Below are 17,240 nucleotides of genomic sequence, written 5' to 3' on the forward strand. Positions count from 1 at the left end.
GTCGTGGCGTCGTGAACGCCGGGGGTGACGCGTTCGAGACTGCGGTGGCTTCGGGGTGGCTGAGAAGTTCCTTCCGGGGGCAGCAAGTTGCCGGGCAACATGCTGCCCACCTTGATCAGATCGCGGCACGAGACGACCACCGAATCGATCAAGCACCGTGCTATCTTGAAGAAATTCAATTCAGCAACAGACCCTGGGGGGCGGATGTTGCAGTCACTGGGATTGGACGAACTGGCCCACGCGGTCTACCGCTTCGCGCTCGACCGGCCGGGGTGCCGTCTCGGCGACCTGCTGCTCGGCCTCGACGCACCGGAGGCCGCGGTGCAGCAGAGCGTGGACCATCTGCTGGAGCTGTCGCTGTTGCGCCAGGTGAACGGGACCCTCGTCCCGACCCGACCGCCCCTGGCCCTGCGCACGATGCTGGAGCGGCAGCAGTCGGAACTCCTGCGCCGTCAGCAGGAGTTCGTCCACGTCAAGGCCGCGGTGGACCGGCTGTCCGAGGAGTACGAGGACGCCCAGGCGCGCAGCACGCACGCCGGGTGGGAGCGCCTGGAGTCCCAGGCCGCCATCCACGCGCGCATGGAGCGCCTGGCCGGCCGGACCACGACGGAGTGCGTCTCCCTGCTCCCCGCCGACGCGAACGGCGCCGAGGCGATGCACGCCCGGCGCCCGATGGACCAGCACATGATGGACCGCGGGGTCCTGGTGTGGAACGTCTATCTGGAGAGCGTCTACAACGACCGGGCCGGCCTCGCCTACGCCCGCTGGATCGCCCGCAGCGGCGGCAAGGTCGGCACGGCCCCGACGCTCCCCCTCTGGCTCGTCGTCTACGACCGGACCACGGCCCTGCTGCCCGCTGATCCGAAGAACCCGGACGCGGGCGCCGTCCAGGTGTCGGGCGCCGGGTACATCACGGGGCTGATCGCGCTGTTCGAGCGTCTCTGCGAGAGCATGACGCCGCTGGATGCCCCGGGAGCCTGCGAGGGCGACCAGCCGACACCGCTGGAAAGGGAGCTGCTCCGCCTGATGGGTCAGGGGCTCACCGACGAGGCGGTCTGCAAGAAGCTCGGCGTGGGCCTGCGCACCGCGCGCCGAATGATCGCCGACATCACGGAGCGCCTGGGCGCCCGCAGCAGGTTCGAGGCGGGGGCGAAGGCGGTGGAGCGCGGCTGGCTGCGGCCCTGCGGATGCGGCGGAGACCAGCCGATGCGGTCCTCCAGGGAGACGAAGGGCGGCAAACTCGCCGGCTCGATCACCGAGGGCCTGGAGGTCGGCGTCCTCGTCTGACCGTCAGACGTCGGCGACCGCCAGTTCTCCCATGCTCGGAACGGCGAGCAGACCGGAGAGCAGGCCCAGGTTGTCCCGCCGGATGCGGTAGTACACCCACGTGCCACGGCGCTCGGAGGTCACCAGATTCGCCTCGCGGAGGATCTTGAGGTGATACGAGATGGTGGGCGCCGAGAGGTCGAACGGGCCGGTCAGGTCACAGACGCACACTTCCCCGTCACCCGTTGCGCTCGCGATCATCGACAGCAGGCGCAGCCGGATCGGGTCACCCAGGGCCTTGAACATCTTGGCCGTGCCCACCGCCCGTTCCTCGTCGAGGGGCGCGGCTATGACGGGGGTGCAGCAGGTTACGGGGTCGATCACCTCGAGCTGTGACATCTGTCTAGTTTGACAGTTGTCGAATCTTTGCGCAACTGACCTGAGACGTGACGAGAGGCACCGTATGCGCCTTTCCGCCCGGAGGAACGGCCCTGCCTCCGCGCGATGGGGGACGCGCCGAGGCAGGGCCCGGATGCCCGACGGGGGGTGTGTGGCGGGGTGGTCCGCCGGGCCGGCTGATGCTCCCGGTCAGGCGGGAGCCCTGGTGACGCGACAGGCGAAGCACTTGTACGCCTGCTGGCCGGAGAGGTTGTCGTAGTAGCCGTCGTCGACGAGCGTGTTCGCCGCTTCGTAGTGGCCGGCTCCCAGCTCCTCCGCGAGCCGCTGGGCCGGGCCGAAGGTGTTGGGCAGGAAGACGGTGTCCTCGCGGATGCCCTCCCAGTACAGGGCCGTGGCCGTCACCTTGCCCCGCGGGCTCTCCACGATCACGTCGTCGCGGTCGTCGATTCCGAGCCCGCGCGCGGTGTCGGGGTGGATCTGGAGGAACCGGATCCCGTTCAGGCGTGCTCCGGTGGGCGTCCAGTGGGTGACGGAGGCGAAGTGGACCACGCTCGGCCGGCCGGTCATGCCCATCAGCGGATAGTCGCGGTGGACGGACCCGTCCCCCTGCACGCCGAGCCGCACCGGGTGCGTGAGCGCCTGCGGGTTGACGGGGCTGGTGACGAAGCGCTTCTCGTACGCGAGCGTGGGGTGGGCGCCGGTCACCTCGGGGTGGGTGTAGAAGCCGGGAAGCGCCGCGTGCCCCGCGGTGGCCAGCTGCCGGTCCAGCTCCTCGGTGTAGATCTCGATCTTGCCGCTGGGCGTGAGGAAGCGCTGCCCCTTCTTGGCCCCGAGCGACTCCGCGGCCTGGTACCAGGACGGGTGGTCCTGGTAGAGCGCGCTGACGCCCGGGTGGTCGGGCGTGGGGCAGGGCCAGCGCAGCGGCTCCGTACGCTTCTGCATCCGCTCCCGCGTCATGCCGCCCGCGCCCGGGGTGTGTTCGACGAACTCGGCCCAGAGGGTCGAGTAGTCCTTCCACTCCAGGGGGAAGGCGTCGGCCCAGTACGCGTGGCCCTTGCGGCGGTCCTGGCGCGCGAAGGCGTGGGCGAGGTCGATCCAGATCTCGTAGTCCGTCCTGGACTCGCCGCAGCGCGGGACCGCGGCCTCCTGCCAGCGGATCGCCCGGTCGTCGCGCCGCATGTAGACGCCTTCGTACTCCAGGGGCGAGCTCACGGGGAGCACGACGTCGGCGTAGTAGGCCGCCTCCTCCATGAAGAGGCCGGTGTAGACGTAGAAGTCGAGCTTGCGGAAGGCCGCCTTGACCTTCTCCGTGTTGGCGGAGGAGATCAGCGGGTTGCCCTGGGTGATGACCGCCTTGAGGCGGTACGGCCTGCCGGTGAGGACGGACTCGGCGAAGTAGTCGGGGCCCACGGGCAGGGCGGTGCCGACATCGGGCGTACGGACGGCCAGCGGCGGCAGGTGGAGGTCGCCCGGCCAGGTGTTGTGCATGAAGTTGCAGCCGGTGCCGAGGCGGCCGATGTTGCCCGTGACCGCGGCGAGGAAGGTCAGGACGCGGTACGTGTCGAAGGCGCCGAGCTGGTGCGAGATGCCGGCGTTGCAGAAGATGGCCGCCTTGTCGGCGCGGGCGTAGTCGCGCGCGATGCGGCGGATGGTGTCGGCCGGGACGCCGGTGACCGTGGAGGCCCACTGGGGGGTGTAGCCGGAGGCCGCCATATGGGCCCGGAGCTCCTTGAAGCCGAGGACCCAGCGGTCGACGAACTCCCTGTCGTACAGGCGCTTGTCGAGGATGTGGTGGAGGACGCCCAGGGCGAGGGCGAGGTCGGTGTGCGGCTTCGGGGAGATCCACTCGTCGGCGAGCGCACCCGTGGGAGTCTGCCGGGGGTCCACGACGACGAGCTTGGCGCCCGTGCGCTCACGCCCGCGGAGCAGGTAGTCGAAGGTGACGGGGTGGGTCTCGGCCTGGTTGGTGCCGAGGAAGAGGAAGTAGTCGGCGGAGCCCAGGTCGTCCTGGCCCGTGGCACCGTCCGTGCCGTAGCCGTTGGTGAAGTTCCCGAGGCCGAAGGTGGCCTTGAGGGCGTTGCCGCCGGCGTCGTTGCAGACCGGGCCGACGTCGGTGTTGTTGGGGCTGCCGAGGAGCGCGAACAGGCGGGCCACGAGGGATCCGGTCCCCCGGGGGAGACGGCCGGTGGTCCGGTTCGCGATGGCCGCGGCCTCGCCGTTGTCGCGCAGCGCCAGAAGGCGGCGGGCGATCAGGTCGAGCGCCTCGTCCCACGTGGCCTCGCGGAAGGCGGAGTCCTTGGAGCCCTTCCTGCCACCGGTGCGGATCAGGGGCTTGGTCAGGCGCAGGGGGTTGTGGGTGATCTCGGCCATCATCGGGGCCTTGACGCAGATGTTGCCCTGCTGCACCGGGTCGCCCGACGCGCCCTGCACGCTGATGACACGGTCGGCGCGGACTCCGACCGAGATCGCGCAGTTCGAGTTGCAGAACTGACAGGCGCTCTTGACCGTCCGGTCGGGATGGAGGGCGGCTGAGCCCTCGGTGAAGTTCAACGGACCGCCCTCGCCGACGGTGGTGGGTGATGCGACGCTCGCGGGGTCGCCCCCGGCCGCGGATGCGGTCGGGACGTTGACCATCAGGGCCGCGCTGGTGAGCACGGCACCCTGGACCACGTTGCGTCTGGAGACAGGCTTGCTGCTGTGGGACACGTCCGACTCCCCCTGTGGTGTGGCAGGCGTCGAGAGCCTATGGTGATCACCACCCCCTGTCTAGAGATTCATCGAATCAAGGGGCTACAGTGGCGTCGCGCGCCGTCCCGCCGCTCGGACCGGCTTGCTCGCAACCTCTTTTGACGATCCGTCAGTTCACATCGGTGCACGTCCACAGGGAACCCGCAGGGGGGTGGGGATGAATCCGCGTGCGCGCTCGCTGCCCGGAGCAGGGCTTCTCCGCACCTTCCTCATCACCTGGCTGAGCGTGGTGATGTCGGCGTGCGCCCACAGCGTGGCGAGCGGGGGGCCACCGTCCTGGGGCGCGCTCGTGACGGGTTCGACCGCCGTCGCCCTCTTGGTGGCGCCGTTTGCCCGCCGCCGTATGTCGGCCCCCGCGAGCTCGGGCGTTCTCGCCGTGCTCCAGATCGGACTGCACGCGTTCTTCTCGGCCACGATGCCGGCGGGCCCGATGGCGCATTCCATGAGTGCGATGCACGAGGGCATGACTCCCCCGCCCTGGACAGCGGCGCTTCCCACCCTCCCGATGCTGTGCGGTCACGTCGTGGCGGCGGCCGGGGTCGGGTGGCTGCTCCGCGGCGGCGAAGCGGCGGCGGCCCGCGTACGCGAACTGGCCCGTATCCACGGAGCCGACGCCGTCCGGTTCGTACGTCACGCCCTGCGGAGTCACCGTCGGGCACGGCGACGCCCGCACCCGGCGCTCCCGTCCCTCCTTCGCGGCTCGCCCGTGCGGGACACGCCTCCCCCGGGCCCCCGGCTCCTCCTCGTACACGAGGTGACTCGACGCGGTCCCCCGCCTCGGATGGCCGCCCTCGGCTGACGTCGGCCCCGCCACGTCCGCGCCGGGGCGGGATCCCTCATGCCATCCGTCACCGGCCCCACGAACGCGCCTGCCCCGCAGCAGGGGCGCGCGGGGCGCCATTCCCCTGGAGTCACACAGCCATGCGCACCTTCGCACGCCTCGGCGTCGTCACCCTGACCGCGGCCGCCGGCCTCGCCCTCGCCTCCCCCGCCTTCGCCCACGTGTCCGTCCAGCCGGAGGGCACGGCCGCCAAGGGCGGCTACGCCACCGTGAACGTCAAGGTCCCCAACGAGCGGCCCAACGCCTCGACGGTCAAGGTCGAGCTCACCCTCCCGGCCGACCACCCGCTCGCCTCGGTCATGCCGCAGGCGGTGCCCGGGTGGACCATCGACGTCACCAGGACGAAGCTCGCCAAGCCGCTGACGCTGCACGGCAAGAGCATCACCGAGGCCGTCAGCAAGGTCACCTGGACCGCCACCGACAAGGGCATCCAGCCGGGCTACTTCCAGAAGTTCCCGCTGTCTCTCGGCAAGCTCCCCGAGGACACGGACGAGCTCGTCCTCAAGGCGCTCCAGACCTACGACAACAAGGAGGTCGTGCGCTGGATCGAGCCGCCGGTGGAGGGCCAGGAGGAGCCGGAGCACCCGGCCGCCGTGCTGAAGCTCTCCGCGGCGAGCGACACCCACCACGACGCTCCGGCGGCCTCGACCGAACCCGCCGCGAAGCCCTCGGCCGACGACGGGCACGGCGACGCGAAGGCGGAGGCCGAGGCGCACGACGACAGCGAGCACGGGAGCGAGCGGTGGCTCGGCATCGCCGGGATCGTCCTGGGCGCCGCAGGACTCGTCACGGCTCTCGTCACCAGCCGCCGCCGCGGCAACGCCTGATCCGGCGGGGCTGTCATGACGGTCGCCGTCTCCCGCGCGCACCGATGGCTCGTCGTCCTGTTGGCCGGTCTGGCCCTGCTCGCCGCGGGGGCCTCCCCTGCCGACGCGCACGCCGTGCTCACCGGCAGCACGCCGGCGCGCGGGGCGGTGGTCGCCGAAGCCCCGCAACGAGTGGTGCTGACCTTCACCGAGGAGATCGCGCTCAGTGCGGACGCCGTGCGCGTACTGGATCCCGCAGGCCGGCGCGTGGACGACGCGCGGCCGGTCGAGGCGGGCGGCGGTTCGTACGCCGTGGGCCTGCGGGGCCGGTTGCCCCGGGGGACGTACACGGTGGCGTACCAGGTGGTGTCCGCGGACAGCCACCCGGTCGCGGGTGCCTTCACCTTCGCCGTGGGCGCTCCGTCGGCGACGTCCGCCGGCACGGTTCCGGCCGTACGCGATCCGGATTCGGGCCCTGTCGGGTGGGCCTACGCGGCGGCGCGCTTCGGCGCGTACGCCGGGATGGTCCTCCTGACGGGTGCGGTCTGCTTCTTGCTGGTGTGCCGGCCGCGGGGACGGGAGAGCCGTCTGCCGCACCGTCTCGTGACGGCGGGGTGGGCGGTGCTGCTGGCGTGCACCCTCGCCCTGCTCGTCCTCCGGGGCGCCTACACCGGCTCCGGGAGGGTCGGGGACGTCGTCGACGTCGCGGCCTTCGGCGAGGTCCTGGGCACGAAGGCGGGCGCGTTGCTCGCCGTGCGCCTGGGGCTGCTGGCGACCGGCGCCGTGATGTGGATCCGGTGGCGAAGGGCCGCTGCCCCAGCGGGTGCCGCCCGTGCCGCACTCGTCGCCGCGCTGCTCCTGGGATCGGCACTCGCGTGGACCTGGGCCGGCGCCGAGCACGCCTCGGCCGGCTTGCAGACCGCCGTCGCCGTGCCCGTCGACGTGCTGCACCTGCTGGCCGCCGGGGCATGGATCGGCGGCCTGTGCGTCCTGACCACCGCCTTGACGCGGTCGGACGCGGTGCCCACGGAAGCGGTGGCGCGTTTCTCGCGGGTCGCGTTCGCCAGTGTCTGCGTTCTCGTGAGCACCGGGATCTACCAGTCGTGGCGCCAGGTGGGTTCGCTGCCGGCCCTGACCGAGACCCGCTTCGGGCTCCTGCTGCTCGCCAAGTCGGGCGGCGTGGCCCTGCTGCTCTGCCTCGGCTACGCCTCGCGGCGCTGGACGGCGCGTCTGGAGCACGGGCAGGCCCCGGTGCGCCACCTCCGGCGCTGGGTGGCCATGGAGGCCGTCCTCGGGGTGGCGGTGCTGGCGGTCACCACCGTGCTGACCACCACGGAACCCGCGCGCTCGGAGCTTTCGGCCGCGGAAGCGGGGACCGCTGCCGTGGTGTCCGTCGAGGCGTCGTTCGACAGCGGAGGCCCCGGAGGAAGGGGGAAGACCGATGTCGTCGTGGATCCCGGGCGGGCCGGGGCCAACGCGGTCCATGTGACCGTGACGGATCCGTCCGGCGCACTCCTCGACGTACCCGAGGTCCAGGCCACACTGACGTCGTCCGCAGGGATCGGCCCCTTGCCCGTGCCCCTGCGGCGCGCGTCGGAAGGCCACTGGACCGTCTCCGGCTTCCAGGTGCCGACGTCGGGCGCGTGGGAGCTGGCGCTGACGGTGCGGACCTCGGACGTCGATCAGATCACGCTGCGTCGTCCGCTCGACGTCCGCTGATGTCAGCGGCGTGGGCGTTCCGGTCGATCTCGGCGACGAGATCCCCGACCCGCTCCCGGATCTCGTCACGTATCCGGCGCACGACGTCGAGCCCCTGGCCCGCCGGGTCCTGCAGCGCCCAGTCGCGGTACTGCTTGCCGGGGAAGACGGGGCACGTGTCGCCGCAGCCCATGGTGATCACGTAGTCGCTGCTCTTCACCATCTCCGGGGTGAGCACCCGCGGGGTGAGGCCCAGCAGGTCGATGCCCACCTCGGACATGGCGGTGACGGCCTGCGGGTTGATCTGCTCGGCGGGCAGGGTGCCGGCGGAACGGACTTCGACGCGCCCCCGGGACAGGTGCCGGAGCCAGGCGGCGGCCATCTGCGAGCGGCCGGCGTTGTGGACGCAGACGAACAGGACGGAAGCGCGGGGGATGGCGGCCATGTCGATCCTCGGTGGTGCGGTGCGGTGCTGTGGCAGGTGAGGAGTGGCGACGTGCCGGTCGAATCCCTGAGGGAGACTGGGGGAAGCGGTGGCCGTGACACCCCCGAACGTGAGAGTATCAGCACATGCTGACATCAGTCGACAGTGACGTTTTGAAGGTGCTGGCCGACCCCCTGCGACTTCGGATCGTGACGCTGCTGGCACGCGAGTCCCTCTGCACGACCCACCTGGTCGAGGAGACGGGGGCCCGGCAGACCAACCTGTCCAACCACCTGAAGGTGCTCCGCGAGGCGGGCCTCGTCGACACCGAGCCCTGCGGCCGGTGGGTGTACTACAGACTGAGGCCCGAGGCCCTGTCCACGCTCGCGGGCGAGCTGGCCGGCCTCGCGGCGACCGCACGGGAGACCGTCGACAACGACCGCAAGCGGAGCTGCTGACATCAACAGGAGCTGACATCACCGAAAGCTGGTGTCAGTCCGAAGTGATGTGAGAGCATCCCCTCATGCTCACTTCAGTCGAGGCTGATGCGATCACGGAGTCCGACTCCTGCCCGAGGCGGCGCCCGTGACGCTCACCGACCCGGACACCGCCTCCCCGACCGCCCTCACCCGTCGCCTCTCGACCCTGGACCGCTACCTCGCGGTGTGGATCCTCCTCGCGATGGCCGTCGGCCTCCTCCTGGGCCGCCTCGTCCCGGGGGTGAGCGGCGCTCTCGCCGCGGTCGAGGTCGGCGGCGTCTCCCTGCCCATCGCCGTCGGGCTGCTCGTGATGATGTACCCGGTGCTGGCGAAGGTGCGTTACGACCGCCTCGACGCCGTCACGGGCGACCGCCGGCTCATGGTCTCCTCGCTGGTCGCCAACTGGATCGTCGGCCCGGCGGTCATGTTCGCCCTCGCCTGGGCCTTCCTGCCCGATCTCCCCGCGTACCGCACCGGGTTGATCGTCGTGGGCCTCGCACGCTGCATCGCGATGGTGATCATCTGGAACGACCTCGCCTGCGGCGACCGGGAGGCCGCCGCCGTCCTCGTCGTCCTCAACTCCTTCTTCCAGGTGGTGGCGTTCGGCCTGCTGGGCTGGTTCTACCTCGACCTGCTGCCGCGGTGGCTGGGGCTCGGTGACGGCCAGGGCCTCGACGTCTCCCCGTGGCAGATCGCGCTCAACGTGCTCGTCTTCCTCGGCGTGCCTCTGCTGGCCGGCTTCCTCACGCGCCGGATCGGCGAGCGCCGGATCGGCCGGGACCGGTACGAGCACGTGTTCCTGCCCCGCGTCGGCCCCTGGGCGCTGTACGGCCTGCTGTTCACGATCGTCGTGCTGTTCGCCCTCCAGGGCAGGACGGTGACCTCGCAGCCGCTCGACGTGGCACGTATCGCCCTGCCGCTCCTGGTCTACTTCGCCGTCATGTTCTTCGGGTCGTTCGCGCTGGGCAGGGCGGTGGGACTGCCGTACGAGCGCACCGCGACCCTCGCCTTCACCGCGGCCGGCAACAACTTCGAGCTCGCCATCGCCGTCGCGATCGCCACCTTCGGCCTCACCTCGGGGCAGGCGCTGTCCGGTGTCGTCGGCCCGCTGATCGAAGTGCCCGTGCTCATCGGCCTGGTCCATGTGTCGCTCTCCCTGCGGAAACGCTTCGCGCAGGCGTGATCTCCCGGACGGGAACGCCGAAACGGGCGGCCGGCGCAACGCGCCGGCCGCCCGCAGGGAGACCCCGGGTTCTCCGGACGATCAACCCACCGGAGCGGGGCTCGGCACCGCCACGGGCGGGTCCAACTGCACCGTCCGGTCGCAGAGTCGCGCCACCTGCGCGGGATCGTGCGACACGAGCAGAACGGTCCGGCGACCGCGCAGGGCGGCCACGGACTCCTCGACCGTGTCCCGGCTGCGCTCGTCCAGGGCGCTCGTCGGCTCGTCGAGGAGCAGGGCCACGGGCTCCAGGGCCAGGGCCCGCGCGAGGCACAGCCGCTGCCGCTGGCCGGCGGACAGGTTCTGCGCCGGAGAGTCGAGCCGGTCGCAGACCTCCTTCCACAGGCCTGCCTCGTTCAGGGCCTGTTCGGCCCGGTCGCGCAGGGTCTCGCGGGATGCGCGCATGACGTGCCGGATCCCGAAGAGGGCGTTGTCGAGGATGCTGCCGCCGAAGACGACCGGCGTCTGGGGCACCAGGACGACCTTGGTCCTCAGGTCGGCGTCGCCCTTCCGGGGCGCGATCGGCCGTCCCAGCACCGCGAGGTGCCCGTCCCGGGCGAGCCCGGCGGGAAGCAGGTCGACGAGCGCGCGCAGCACCGTGGACTTGCCGGCCCCGGACGGCCCGCAGAGGCCGGTGGTCGACCCCTGCTCCAGGCCGAAGGAGACGGGCCCGACGAGGGTCTTCTCCCTGTCCCGCACCCGGAGTTCCCGTACGGCGATCACGTGGTCCATCGCTCCCCCTCGAAGCGGTTGCGCAGCGCGACCGCCACGCTCAGCAGTACAGCCGTGATGAGCACCAGGACCAGCGCGCTGCCCCACGCCTGCGAGACCGCCTGCGGGTCGCCCGAGTCCTGGGACAGGTTGAAGATGTGGGTGGGCAGAGACTGGACGGGAGCGTTCACGATCCCGTTGGGCAGCGCGGGCGCGCCGAAGACCACCGTCGCGGTGAACAGGAGCGGCGCGGTCTCCCCCGCGGCACGAGCCAGGCCGAGCAGGAGCCCCGTGATCGTGGCCGGCCAGGCGTACGGAACGACGACGGACCGGATGTACTGAGCGCGCGAAAGGCCGAGCGCCAGCGCGCTCTCGGTCATCTCCGGCGGCATACCGCCGACCCGGCCGGCCGTGGTGAGCGCGATCACGGGCACGACCACCGGCACGAGCACGATGGCGCCCGCCAGCCACGACCGCCCCCAGCCCATGGTGCTGCAGATGATCACGAACCCGGCCAGGCCGAGGAGGATCGTCGGCGTCCCGCCCACCACCACGGTCACCGTCTGCAGGACGCGCGCGGTGCGGGCGGAGGCGTTGACGCCGAGCAGAATGCCCGCCCCGAATCCCAGCGGCAGCGAGATGAGCCCCGTCGTCACGACGAGCAGCAGCGTGCCGAGGATCTGGTCACTCACCCCGCCACCGGCGGAACCGGCCGCGGACGTGAACCAGAACGACGGAGCGAAGGCCGCGCTCCCCCTCGTCGCGAGGATGCCGAGCATGGCGACGAGCAGCGCACCGGGAAGCAGCAGCGCCCCCACGCGCAGCAGCCCCACGGCCTTGTCGAGCTCCCCGCGCATCCGCGACGACCGCCGCTTCCGGTTGCCCCGCTTCGCGGAACCGGAGCCGGACGTGCGCCGGATGCCCCACACGGTGGTCGCGGCGACCAGAGCGAGCAGGATCAGCCCCAGCCCGCAGATCGCGGCGAAGTAGGGGCCGGAGGTACCCGCGAGGACCGGCTCCGGTCCGGCCAGCTTCGTGGTGAGCGTCTGCCCGGGATGGACGAGTGAGTCGACCAGCCCGCCGAACGACGTGGGCAGCCTTCCGTCGGCCCTTCCGACGACCAGGAACACGGCGATCGCCTCGCCGAGGGCACGGGCGAGTCCGAGCAGCACGCCGGCTCTCATCCCCTGCCGGGCCTGCGGCAGCACCGCGGCTCGGACGACTTCGCGCCGCGTGAGCCCCAGGGAGTAGGCGGCCTCGCGGTACCGGTCCGGTACGGCGGTCAGCGCGTCCACGCTCACGGCCACGATCGTCGGCGTGATCATGACAGCGAGGACGATGCCGGCCGCCAGGAGGCTGTCGCCACCCGGCACATCACCGAGCCAGGCGATGAACGGTCGCACCGCCATGATGCCGATGAGGCCGTACACGATGGACGGTACGGCCGCGAGGAGCTCGACGCTCATCCGCAGGAGTCGCGCGAGCCGGGGCGGGAGGTACTCGGAGAGCGCGATGGCCGCCGCCCACCCGACCGGCACGGCGAGCACGAGGGCGATCAGGCACACGACGGCCGAGCCGTAGATCATCGCCAGTCCGCCGAAGACGGAGTCGGTCGGACTCCACATCGGCTCCGCCAGGAGGTCGATCCAGTCGACCGTGCCGCCGAGCACGCCGGCACCCAGGTAGCCGACGAGCACCAGCATGACGCCGGCGACGGAGACCGCGCCGGCGCCCACCCAGGCCCACACCCACCGGGAGGCGTGCGGGCGGGGTGAGGTGTCCGGTGCGGCGGGCTGCCGCACCAGCGTCTTCACTGTCACCTGCTACTTCCCGATTTGCTTGAGGGTGAGGTAGCCGTGCTTGGTCAGGAGCGGCTGCCCCTTGTCGGAAAGGATGTAGTCGATGAACTTCTTCGCGTCGCCCTTCGCCGGCCCGTTCGTGATCATGTAGAGCGGGCGGCTCATCGGGTACTTGCCGGTGGCGACGTTCTCCGAGGACGGGGCGATTCCGTCCAGGGTGACGACGGCGAGCTTGTCGCGGCCCTCGACGAAGCCGGTCGACAGCGGGCCGACGGCGCCCGGCGTCGACTCGAGCTTGTTGCGCGTCTCCAGGTTGCCGCCCACGATCGCGAAGTTGTCGGAGTTCGGCGGCGGCGGGGGCTTCTCACCGTGGTACAGGTACTTGTCGAGCACCTCGCGCGTACCGCGCCCGGGCTCCTTGTCGTAGACGAAGACCGGCAGGTCGGGGCCCCCGACCTGCTTCCAGTTCGTGATCTTCCCCTCGAACAGGCCCTTCACCTGATCCGCGGTCAGGTTCTTCACGCCCGCGTCCGCGACCTGCTTGCTGATGATGATGCCCACGGCGTCGGCGCCGATCTGCGTCTCGACGTAGTCGGTCTTGGGGCTGGCGGCCTTGTCCTTGTCCGATATCGGCTTCGAGCTGAGCGCGATGTCGATCTGCCCGGCACCGAGCTGCGAGATGCCGCCGGCCGAACCGCCCTGCGTGGCGACGGTGATGTTCAACCCCTGCGCCTTCAGCGCCTCGGCCGCGTCAGCCGCGACGGGCGCGACCGTGGTGGAACCGCTCGCCTGCAGCGCCTGCCCCGCGCCACCACTGGCGTCGGCGTTGGCGCAGGCCGCCGTGAGGGACGCGATCAGGACTGCCCCCGAGGCGAGACCGGCGAACCGCCGCCGACCGACCAGGCCCGCGGACCGGGCCTTCCTCGTCGTCAAGTCCTGTGGCTGCGAAGGCGATTCCGTGGTGCGGGACATACAGGGTCCTCCCCCAGTCGGTCTGATTCGAATGGAATCTAAGCAGCCAGTCGGGCGGCTGGAAAGCCTTCATCAACACCCAGTCGTTTCACGGGCGTTCACATTGCCCCCACTTCTGATACATCTTCCGTTTGCTTGATCGTCCGCGTATCCACGCATCTGGGCCAGTCAGGGGGAGAGACAGGCCGTGGAGGCCGTCGGAGGTCCCGACGAACCCGCACCGGACGTCCGGTGCCTTTCCCCGAAGCCGGGGACGCGACGTTGCCCGACCACCCTCCACCGGCGAGGATGCCCGTCATGAGCACCGACCAGGCCCTCCGTCCCCTCCCACCGACGCGCTCGGCATCGGTGGTGTTCGCCGCGGGAGCGGTCATCGGCGTTCTGGGCGGGATGATCGGGCTGGGCGGCGCGGAGTTCCGCCTGCCGCTGCTGATCGGCGCCTTCGGTTTCGCCGCGCTCCCGGCGGTGATCCTCAACAAGGCGATGAGCCTGGTCGTGGTCCTGGTCGCGCTGCCCGCCCGCCTCGCGGCGGTCCCGGCGGCCGAGGTCGCCGCCCGCTGGCCCGTCGCGGTCAACCTGCTCACCGGCAGCCTCCTGGGCGCCTGGGCGGGCGCATCCTGGGCCGTGCGCATGCGCAGCACCACCCTCTACAGGGTGCTGGCGGCACTGATGGTCCTCATGGCGGCCGCCCTGGTCCTGGCACACACCACCACCCTGGGCAGCCTCGACCTGCCGCCGGCAGCCCGGATCCCCGTCGGCGTCGCGGCCGGCTTCGGCATCGGCGTCGTCGCCGCGATCATGGGTGTGGCCGGAGGCGAGCTGCTGATCCCGACGATCGTCCTGCTGTTCGGGGAGGACATCAAGACCGCCGGGAGCCTGTCCCTGCTGGTCTCCCTGCCGACCATGCTCGTCGCCTTCGCCCGCTACAGCCGCGACGGCAGTTTCGCCGTCCTGGGCGCCAACCTCCGCTTCACCGCCACCATGGCCGCGGGCTCCCTGGCGGGGGCCGCCCTCGGCGGCCTGCTCCTCGGCGTCTTCCCGACCGTGGTACTCGTTCCCGCGCTGGCCGCGGTCCTGCTCGTCACCGCGGTCAAGCTCCTCCGTCACGACCGGGACGACTGACCCGCCGGCGCCCCTCCCCCCTCGCGACCGGCACCCTCAGCCCAGAAAGCTCAACCGCACCTCCGGAGCCGGCGTCAGCCGGTCGGCCGGACCCCACGATCCGCAGCTACGGTCTACGCCCCCGCTGACCCCCGATGTTGCGTGTCAGGACGTTGGTGACGCGAGTTGTCGGCAGATCAACCGGTGAGCAAGTCGTGCCGTCGCAAGCAGGCTCTCGCGAGACGTGTCGGCGTTGGACCGGACGGACAATCCGTGCCATAGGGATTGAATGAGCCCGGTCAGGTCCGTCGCGTTGGTACCCGCAGCCAGTTCCCCGTCCTGGACCGCTCGTTCGATGCGCACGAGGAGGGCCTGTTCGTTCGCGTTGTGCAGTTCGGCGACGTGGGTGCTGGTATCGAGCGTGCTCGTGCTGTCGGTCATCACGGCGCTGCTGATGAGACACCCCGGGTGCGCGTCGCTTGGCTGGGTGAACTCGTGGACCGAGTCGGTGAGGATGCGTTCGATGACCGTCCGGATGTCCTTCTCGGCGACAGCCTGCTGGTAGATCTCGCGGTACCGCTCGGCGTAGGTGCGCACCGCTTCCTCGAAGAGTCCGGCCTTGCTACCGAAGGCGGCGTAGAGGCTGGAGGTGGAGAGCCCGAGGGTTGCGGTCAGGGTGCGGGTCGAGGTGCCGGAGTAGCCGTGTCGCCAGAAGAGGCGAGCGGCTTCGAGGACCGCGCGGTCGCGGTCGAACGCTCTGGGGCGTCCACGGGGGCGTTCGGTCACGCTTGCATTGTAGATCGTTCGCTCCATAATGGGTTTATGGAGCGAACGATCCACAAGAAGGTGCCGGTCGGCGGGGACAGCTGGGTCACGGTCGACGTGTACGGGGAGCCGGATGACCCGGGCCTCGTCGTCGTCCCGGGCGTGATGAGCGATGCACATACGTGGCGCCACGTTGCGGGCGCCATCGCGGCCTGGCCCTCAGTGATAGTCGTGAACCGCCGAGGCCGCGCCCCCTCGGGACCCTTGACCAATGCCTACTCGCTGCGGACAGAGGTCGAGGACCTCGGCGCGGTCCTCGACGAGTTCGGCAACACGAGGACGCTCTTCGGCTGGAGCTACGGCGGCTTGATCGCCCTGCTGACCGCCAACGATCGTCCCATTCCCCAGGTGATCGCCTACGAGCCGGTGATGCAGCCATTCGGACGCCAGGCACTGCCGGACCTGAAGAGCGCAGCAGAGTCGAGGGACTGGGATCGCTGCGTCGAGATCGTCAATCGGCAGATCTCCGGCTTCTCCGCCGGGCACGTCGAAGCCCTTCGGGACGATCAGCGCGGTTGGGCGGTCTTGCGCCGCTTGAGCGGACCGCTGTACGCCGAACTCGGCGCGCTCGACTCGGCGCCGCCTTTGGATGTGATGGCGCGACAGGCAGGCCAAGTAGACCTGATCATCGGCCAGTGCAACCGTGGAAAAGACCCCTACGGAACGTCCTTCGACCACGTGCGGCGGCACGTCGCTCACGCCGGAATCCACGAACTCCCCGGCCAGGGCCACCTGGCCCACATTCAGGCGCCGGCCGAGCTTGGCCACCTGCTCAACAGCCTCGCTGCCACCCCCGACGGACAATCACCCGCCGCGATCATCAATGGGCGGCTTTGACCGGGATTCCAGGGAGCCAAGCTGAGCTGCGCCTCTATCAACCTGGAACGGCCGAATGCGAGACCACCCGACAAACCGAGCTCTAGGCCTCTCCGCCTCCTGCTCGATTCCGGAAAAAACGGGCCCGGGGGCGCCACAGTGCGGCGATACACCCGGGTTCGTATGGCGCCGGAGCCGTCCTTCCCCGGCCGTCTGCCGAGTCGCTGGTGGAGATCGCCAGGCGTCACGACTCGGCCCTGGCGTCGGTGTCGGCTCGACGGTGCGGGGTGACCGGCTCGCGGGCGATCGGGGGGCCTGCCAGGGGTAGCGCTCGCGTAAGGAGAATTGGCCGCCCACACCCGGGACGATCTTGATCGGCTCGATCAGCTCAGAAAGCTCAACCGCACCTGCCGCTCCCGGTTGTCCTTGTTCGTGTCCACCAGGCAGATCGACTGCCACGTCCCCAGCTCCAGGCGTCCGCCGAGGACCGGAACCGTCGCGTGGGGGGCGATCAGGGCGGGGAGGACGTGGTCGCGGCCGTGGCCCGGGGAGCCGTGGCGGTGTTGCCAGCGGTCGTCGGCCGGGAGGAGGTGGTGGAGGGCGGAGAGGAGGTCGTCGTCGCTGCCGGCGCCCGTTTCCAGGATGGCCAGGCCCGCCGTGGCGTGCGGCACGAAGAGGTTGAGGAGGCCGTCGGCGCCCTGGGCGCTGCGGTTGAGGAAGTCCTCGCAGTGGCGGGTGAGGTCGGTGACGGTCTCCGTGGAGCCGGTGGTCAGGGTCAGGACCGTGGTGCTGAAAGACATGGCCCCATCCTGCCGTTCACGGACCGGGAATGCGCGTCCACGCTCCGAGACGCCGTTGACCGCTCGCGGATCGGCTCGCTACGTTCGCGCCATGTTGCGTACAGCCCTGCTCACCACGCGCGGTCACATCGACCTGCTGCGGGTGGCCTCCGCCGCGTGTCGTCGCGGCTGCTGACGCCTCCTCCCCTTCCTGCCTGGCCCCGCGCTGTCCGGGGCTCCCGGACGCCGTGACCGGCTCGGCCCGGCGGGTCTCCCCTCGTGTGCAGGCGTTCAGCGGCTCCTTCGCCCCTCCACCGCGGCTCGTCCCGCGGACGTTCCGCAGCTCCGGGTGCC

The 17,240-nt window shown here is 70.9% G+C and carries 15 protein-coding genes; 7 read left to right on the forward strand and 8 right to left on the reverse strand.

The genetic code is table 11. The features are described 5' to 3' along the window. The first annotated feature begins 204 nt into the window (after positions 1-204). Positions 205-1,287: a LuxR family transcriptional regulator gene (locus tag ACH414_RS18700; protein ID WP_382533651.1), complete on the forward strand. Its 1,083-nt coding sequence runs from the start codon at positions 205-207 to the stop codon at positions 1,285-1,287. A gap of 3 nt (positions 1,288-1,290) precedes the next feature. On the opposite strand, the gene ACH414_RS18705 is transcribed toward ACH414_RS18700, so the two are convergent. Both ACH414_RS18705 and ACH414_RS18710 read right to left on the reverse strand, forming a co-directional pair. Then, positions 1,291-1,665, reverse strand: coding sequence for an ArsR/SmtB family transcription factor (locus ACH414_RS18705; protein WP_382533649.1), 375 nt, complete (start codon positions 1,663-1,665; stop codon positions 1,291-1,293). Between the two features lie 189 nt (positions 1,666-1,854). After that, complete coding sequence (locus ACH414_RS18710) at positions 1,855-4,371, reverse strand: molybdopterin-dependent oxidoreductase (RefSeq protein WP_386566646.1); 2,517 nt, start codon at positions 4,369-4,371, stop codon at positions 1,855-1,857. A gap of 963 nt (positions 4,372-5,334) precedes the next feature. On the opposite strand from ACH414_RS18710, the gene ACH414_RS18715 reads away from it, so the two are divergent. Together ACH414_RS18715 and ACH414_RS18720 are read left to right on the forward strand one after the other, a co-directional pair. Next, on the forward strand, positions 5,335-6,081 hold the full coding sequence (locus ACH414_RS18715) for a YcnI family protein (RefSeq protein WP_382533645.1): 747 nt from the start codon (positions 5,335-5,337) through the stop codon (positions 6,079-6,081). 15 nt (positions 6,082-6,096) lie between these two features. Continuing rightward, positions 6,097-7,779: a copper resistance CopC/CopD family protein gene (locus ACH414_RS18720; RefSeq protein WP_398942510.1), complete on the forward strand. Its 1,683-nt coding sequence runs from the start codon at positions 6,097-6,099 to the stop codon at positions 7,777-7,779. Here ACH414_RS18720 and ACH414_RS18725 read toward each other — a convergent pair. Next, complete coding sequence (locus tag ACH414_RS18725) at positions 7,748-8,203, reverse strand: arsenate reductase ArsC (RefSeq protein WP_386566641.1); 456 nt, start codon at positions 8,201-8,203, stop codon at positions 7,748-7,750. The genes ACH414_RS18720 and ACH414_RS18725 overlap by 32 nt on opposite strands. 125 nt (positions 8,204-8,328) lie before the next feature. Between ACH414_RS18725 and ACH414_RS18730 the strand changes: the two genes are divergently transcribed. Then, positions 8,329-8,640 carry an ArsR/SmtB family transcription factor gene (locus ACH414_RS18730; protein ID WP_382533639.1) on the forward strand — a complete coding sequence of 104 codons (312 nt, stop codon included), beginning with the start codon at positions 8,329-8,331 and terminating at the stop codon, positions 8,638-8,640. A 127-nt stretch (positions 8,641-8,767) separates the two neighbouring features. Continuing rightward, positions 8,768-9,844: an ACR3 family arsenite efflux transporter gene (arsB, locus tag ACH414_RS18735; RefSeq protein WP_398942513.1), complete on the forward strand. Its 1,077-nt coding sequence runs from the start codon at positions 8,768-8,770 to the stop codon at positions 9,842-9,844. 81 nt (positions 9,845-9,925) lie between these two features. Here arsB and ACH414_RS18740 read toward each other — a convergent pair whose 3' ends face one another. The 3 genes from ACH414_RS18740 to ACH414_RS18750 are packed head-to-tail and all read right to left on the reverse strand — an operon-like array spanning position 9,926 to position 13,326. Next, entirely contained in the window at positions 9,926-10,615 is a 690-nt protein-coding gene (locus ACH414_RS18740) for a phosphate ABC transporter ATP-binding protein (protein ID WP_382533635.1), read from the reverse strand. Continuing rightward, positions 10,603-12,414 (reverse strand): phosphate ABC transporter permease subunit PstC, encoded by a 1,812-nt coding sequence (pstC, locus tag ACH414_RS18745; RefSeq protein ID WP_382533633.1) that lies wholly within the window; start codon positions 12,412-12,414, stop codon positions 10,603-10,605. Before pstC ends, ACH414_RS18740 begins: the two co-directional genes overlap by 13 nt. A 3-nt stretch (positions 12,415-12,417) precedes the next feature. Further along, positions 12,418-13,326 (reverse strand): phosphate ABC transporter substrate-binding protein, encoded by a 909-nt coding sequence (locus ACH414_RS18750; RefSeq protein WP_382533631.1) that lies wholly within the window; start codon positions 13,324-13,326, stop codon positions 12,418-12,420. Between the two features lie 336 nt (positions 13,327-13,662). Between ACH414_RS18750 and ACH414_RS18755 the strand changes: the two genes are divergently transcribed. Next, a complete protein-coding gene (locus tag ACH414_RS18755) occupies positions 13,663-14,487 on the forward strand; it encodes a sulfite exporter TauE/SafE family protein (protein ID WP_398942516.1) in 825 nt (274 codons plus the stop codon). Between the two features lie 144 nt (positions 14,488-14,631). On the opposite strand, the gene ACH414_RS18760 is transcribed toward ACH414_RS18755, so the two are convergent. Continuing rightward, positions 14,632-15,252, reverse strand: coding sequence for a TetR/AcrR family transcriptional regulator (locus ACH414_RS18760; protein ID WP_398942518.1), 621 nt, complete (start codon positions 15,250-15,252; stop codon positions 14,632-14,634). A gap of 36 nt (positions 15,253-15,288) precedes the next feature. Here ACH414_RS18760 and ACH414_RS18765 point away from each other — a divergent pair, with 36 nt between their 5' ends. Next, positions 15,289-16,128, forward strand: a complete 840-nt coding sequence (locus ACH414_RS18765; protein ID WP_398942520.1) for an alpha/beta fold hydrolase — start codon at positions 15,289-15,291, stop codon at positions 16,126-16,128. A gap of 362 nt (positions 16,129-16,490) precedes the next feature. On the opposite strand, the gene ACH414_RS18770 is transcribed toward ACH414_RS18765, so the two are convergent. After that, positions 16,491-16,907 (reverse strand): secondary thiamine-phosphate synthase enzyme YjbQ, encoded by a 417-nt coding sequence (locus ACH414_RS18770; RefSeq protein WP_382533623.1) that lies wholly within the window; start codon positions 16,905-16,907, stop codon positions 16,491-16,493. Positions 16,908-17,240: the final 333 nt, after the last annotated feature.

The organism is Streptomyces sp. NPDC020422 (assembly GCF_044386705.1).
GTDB lineage: Bacteria > Actinomycetota > Actinomycetes > Streptomycetales > Streptomycetaceae > Streptomyces.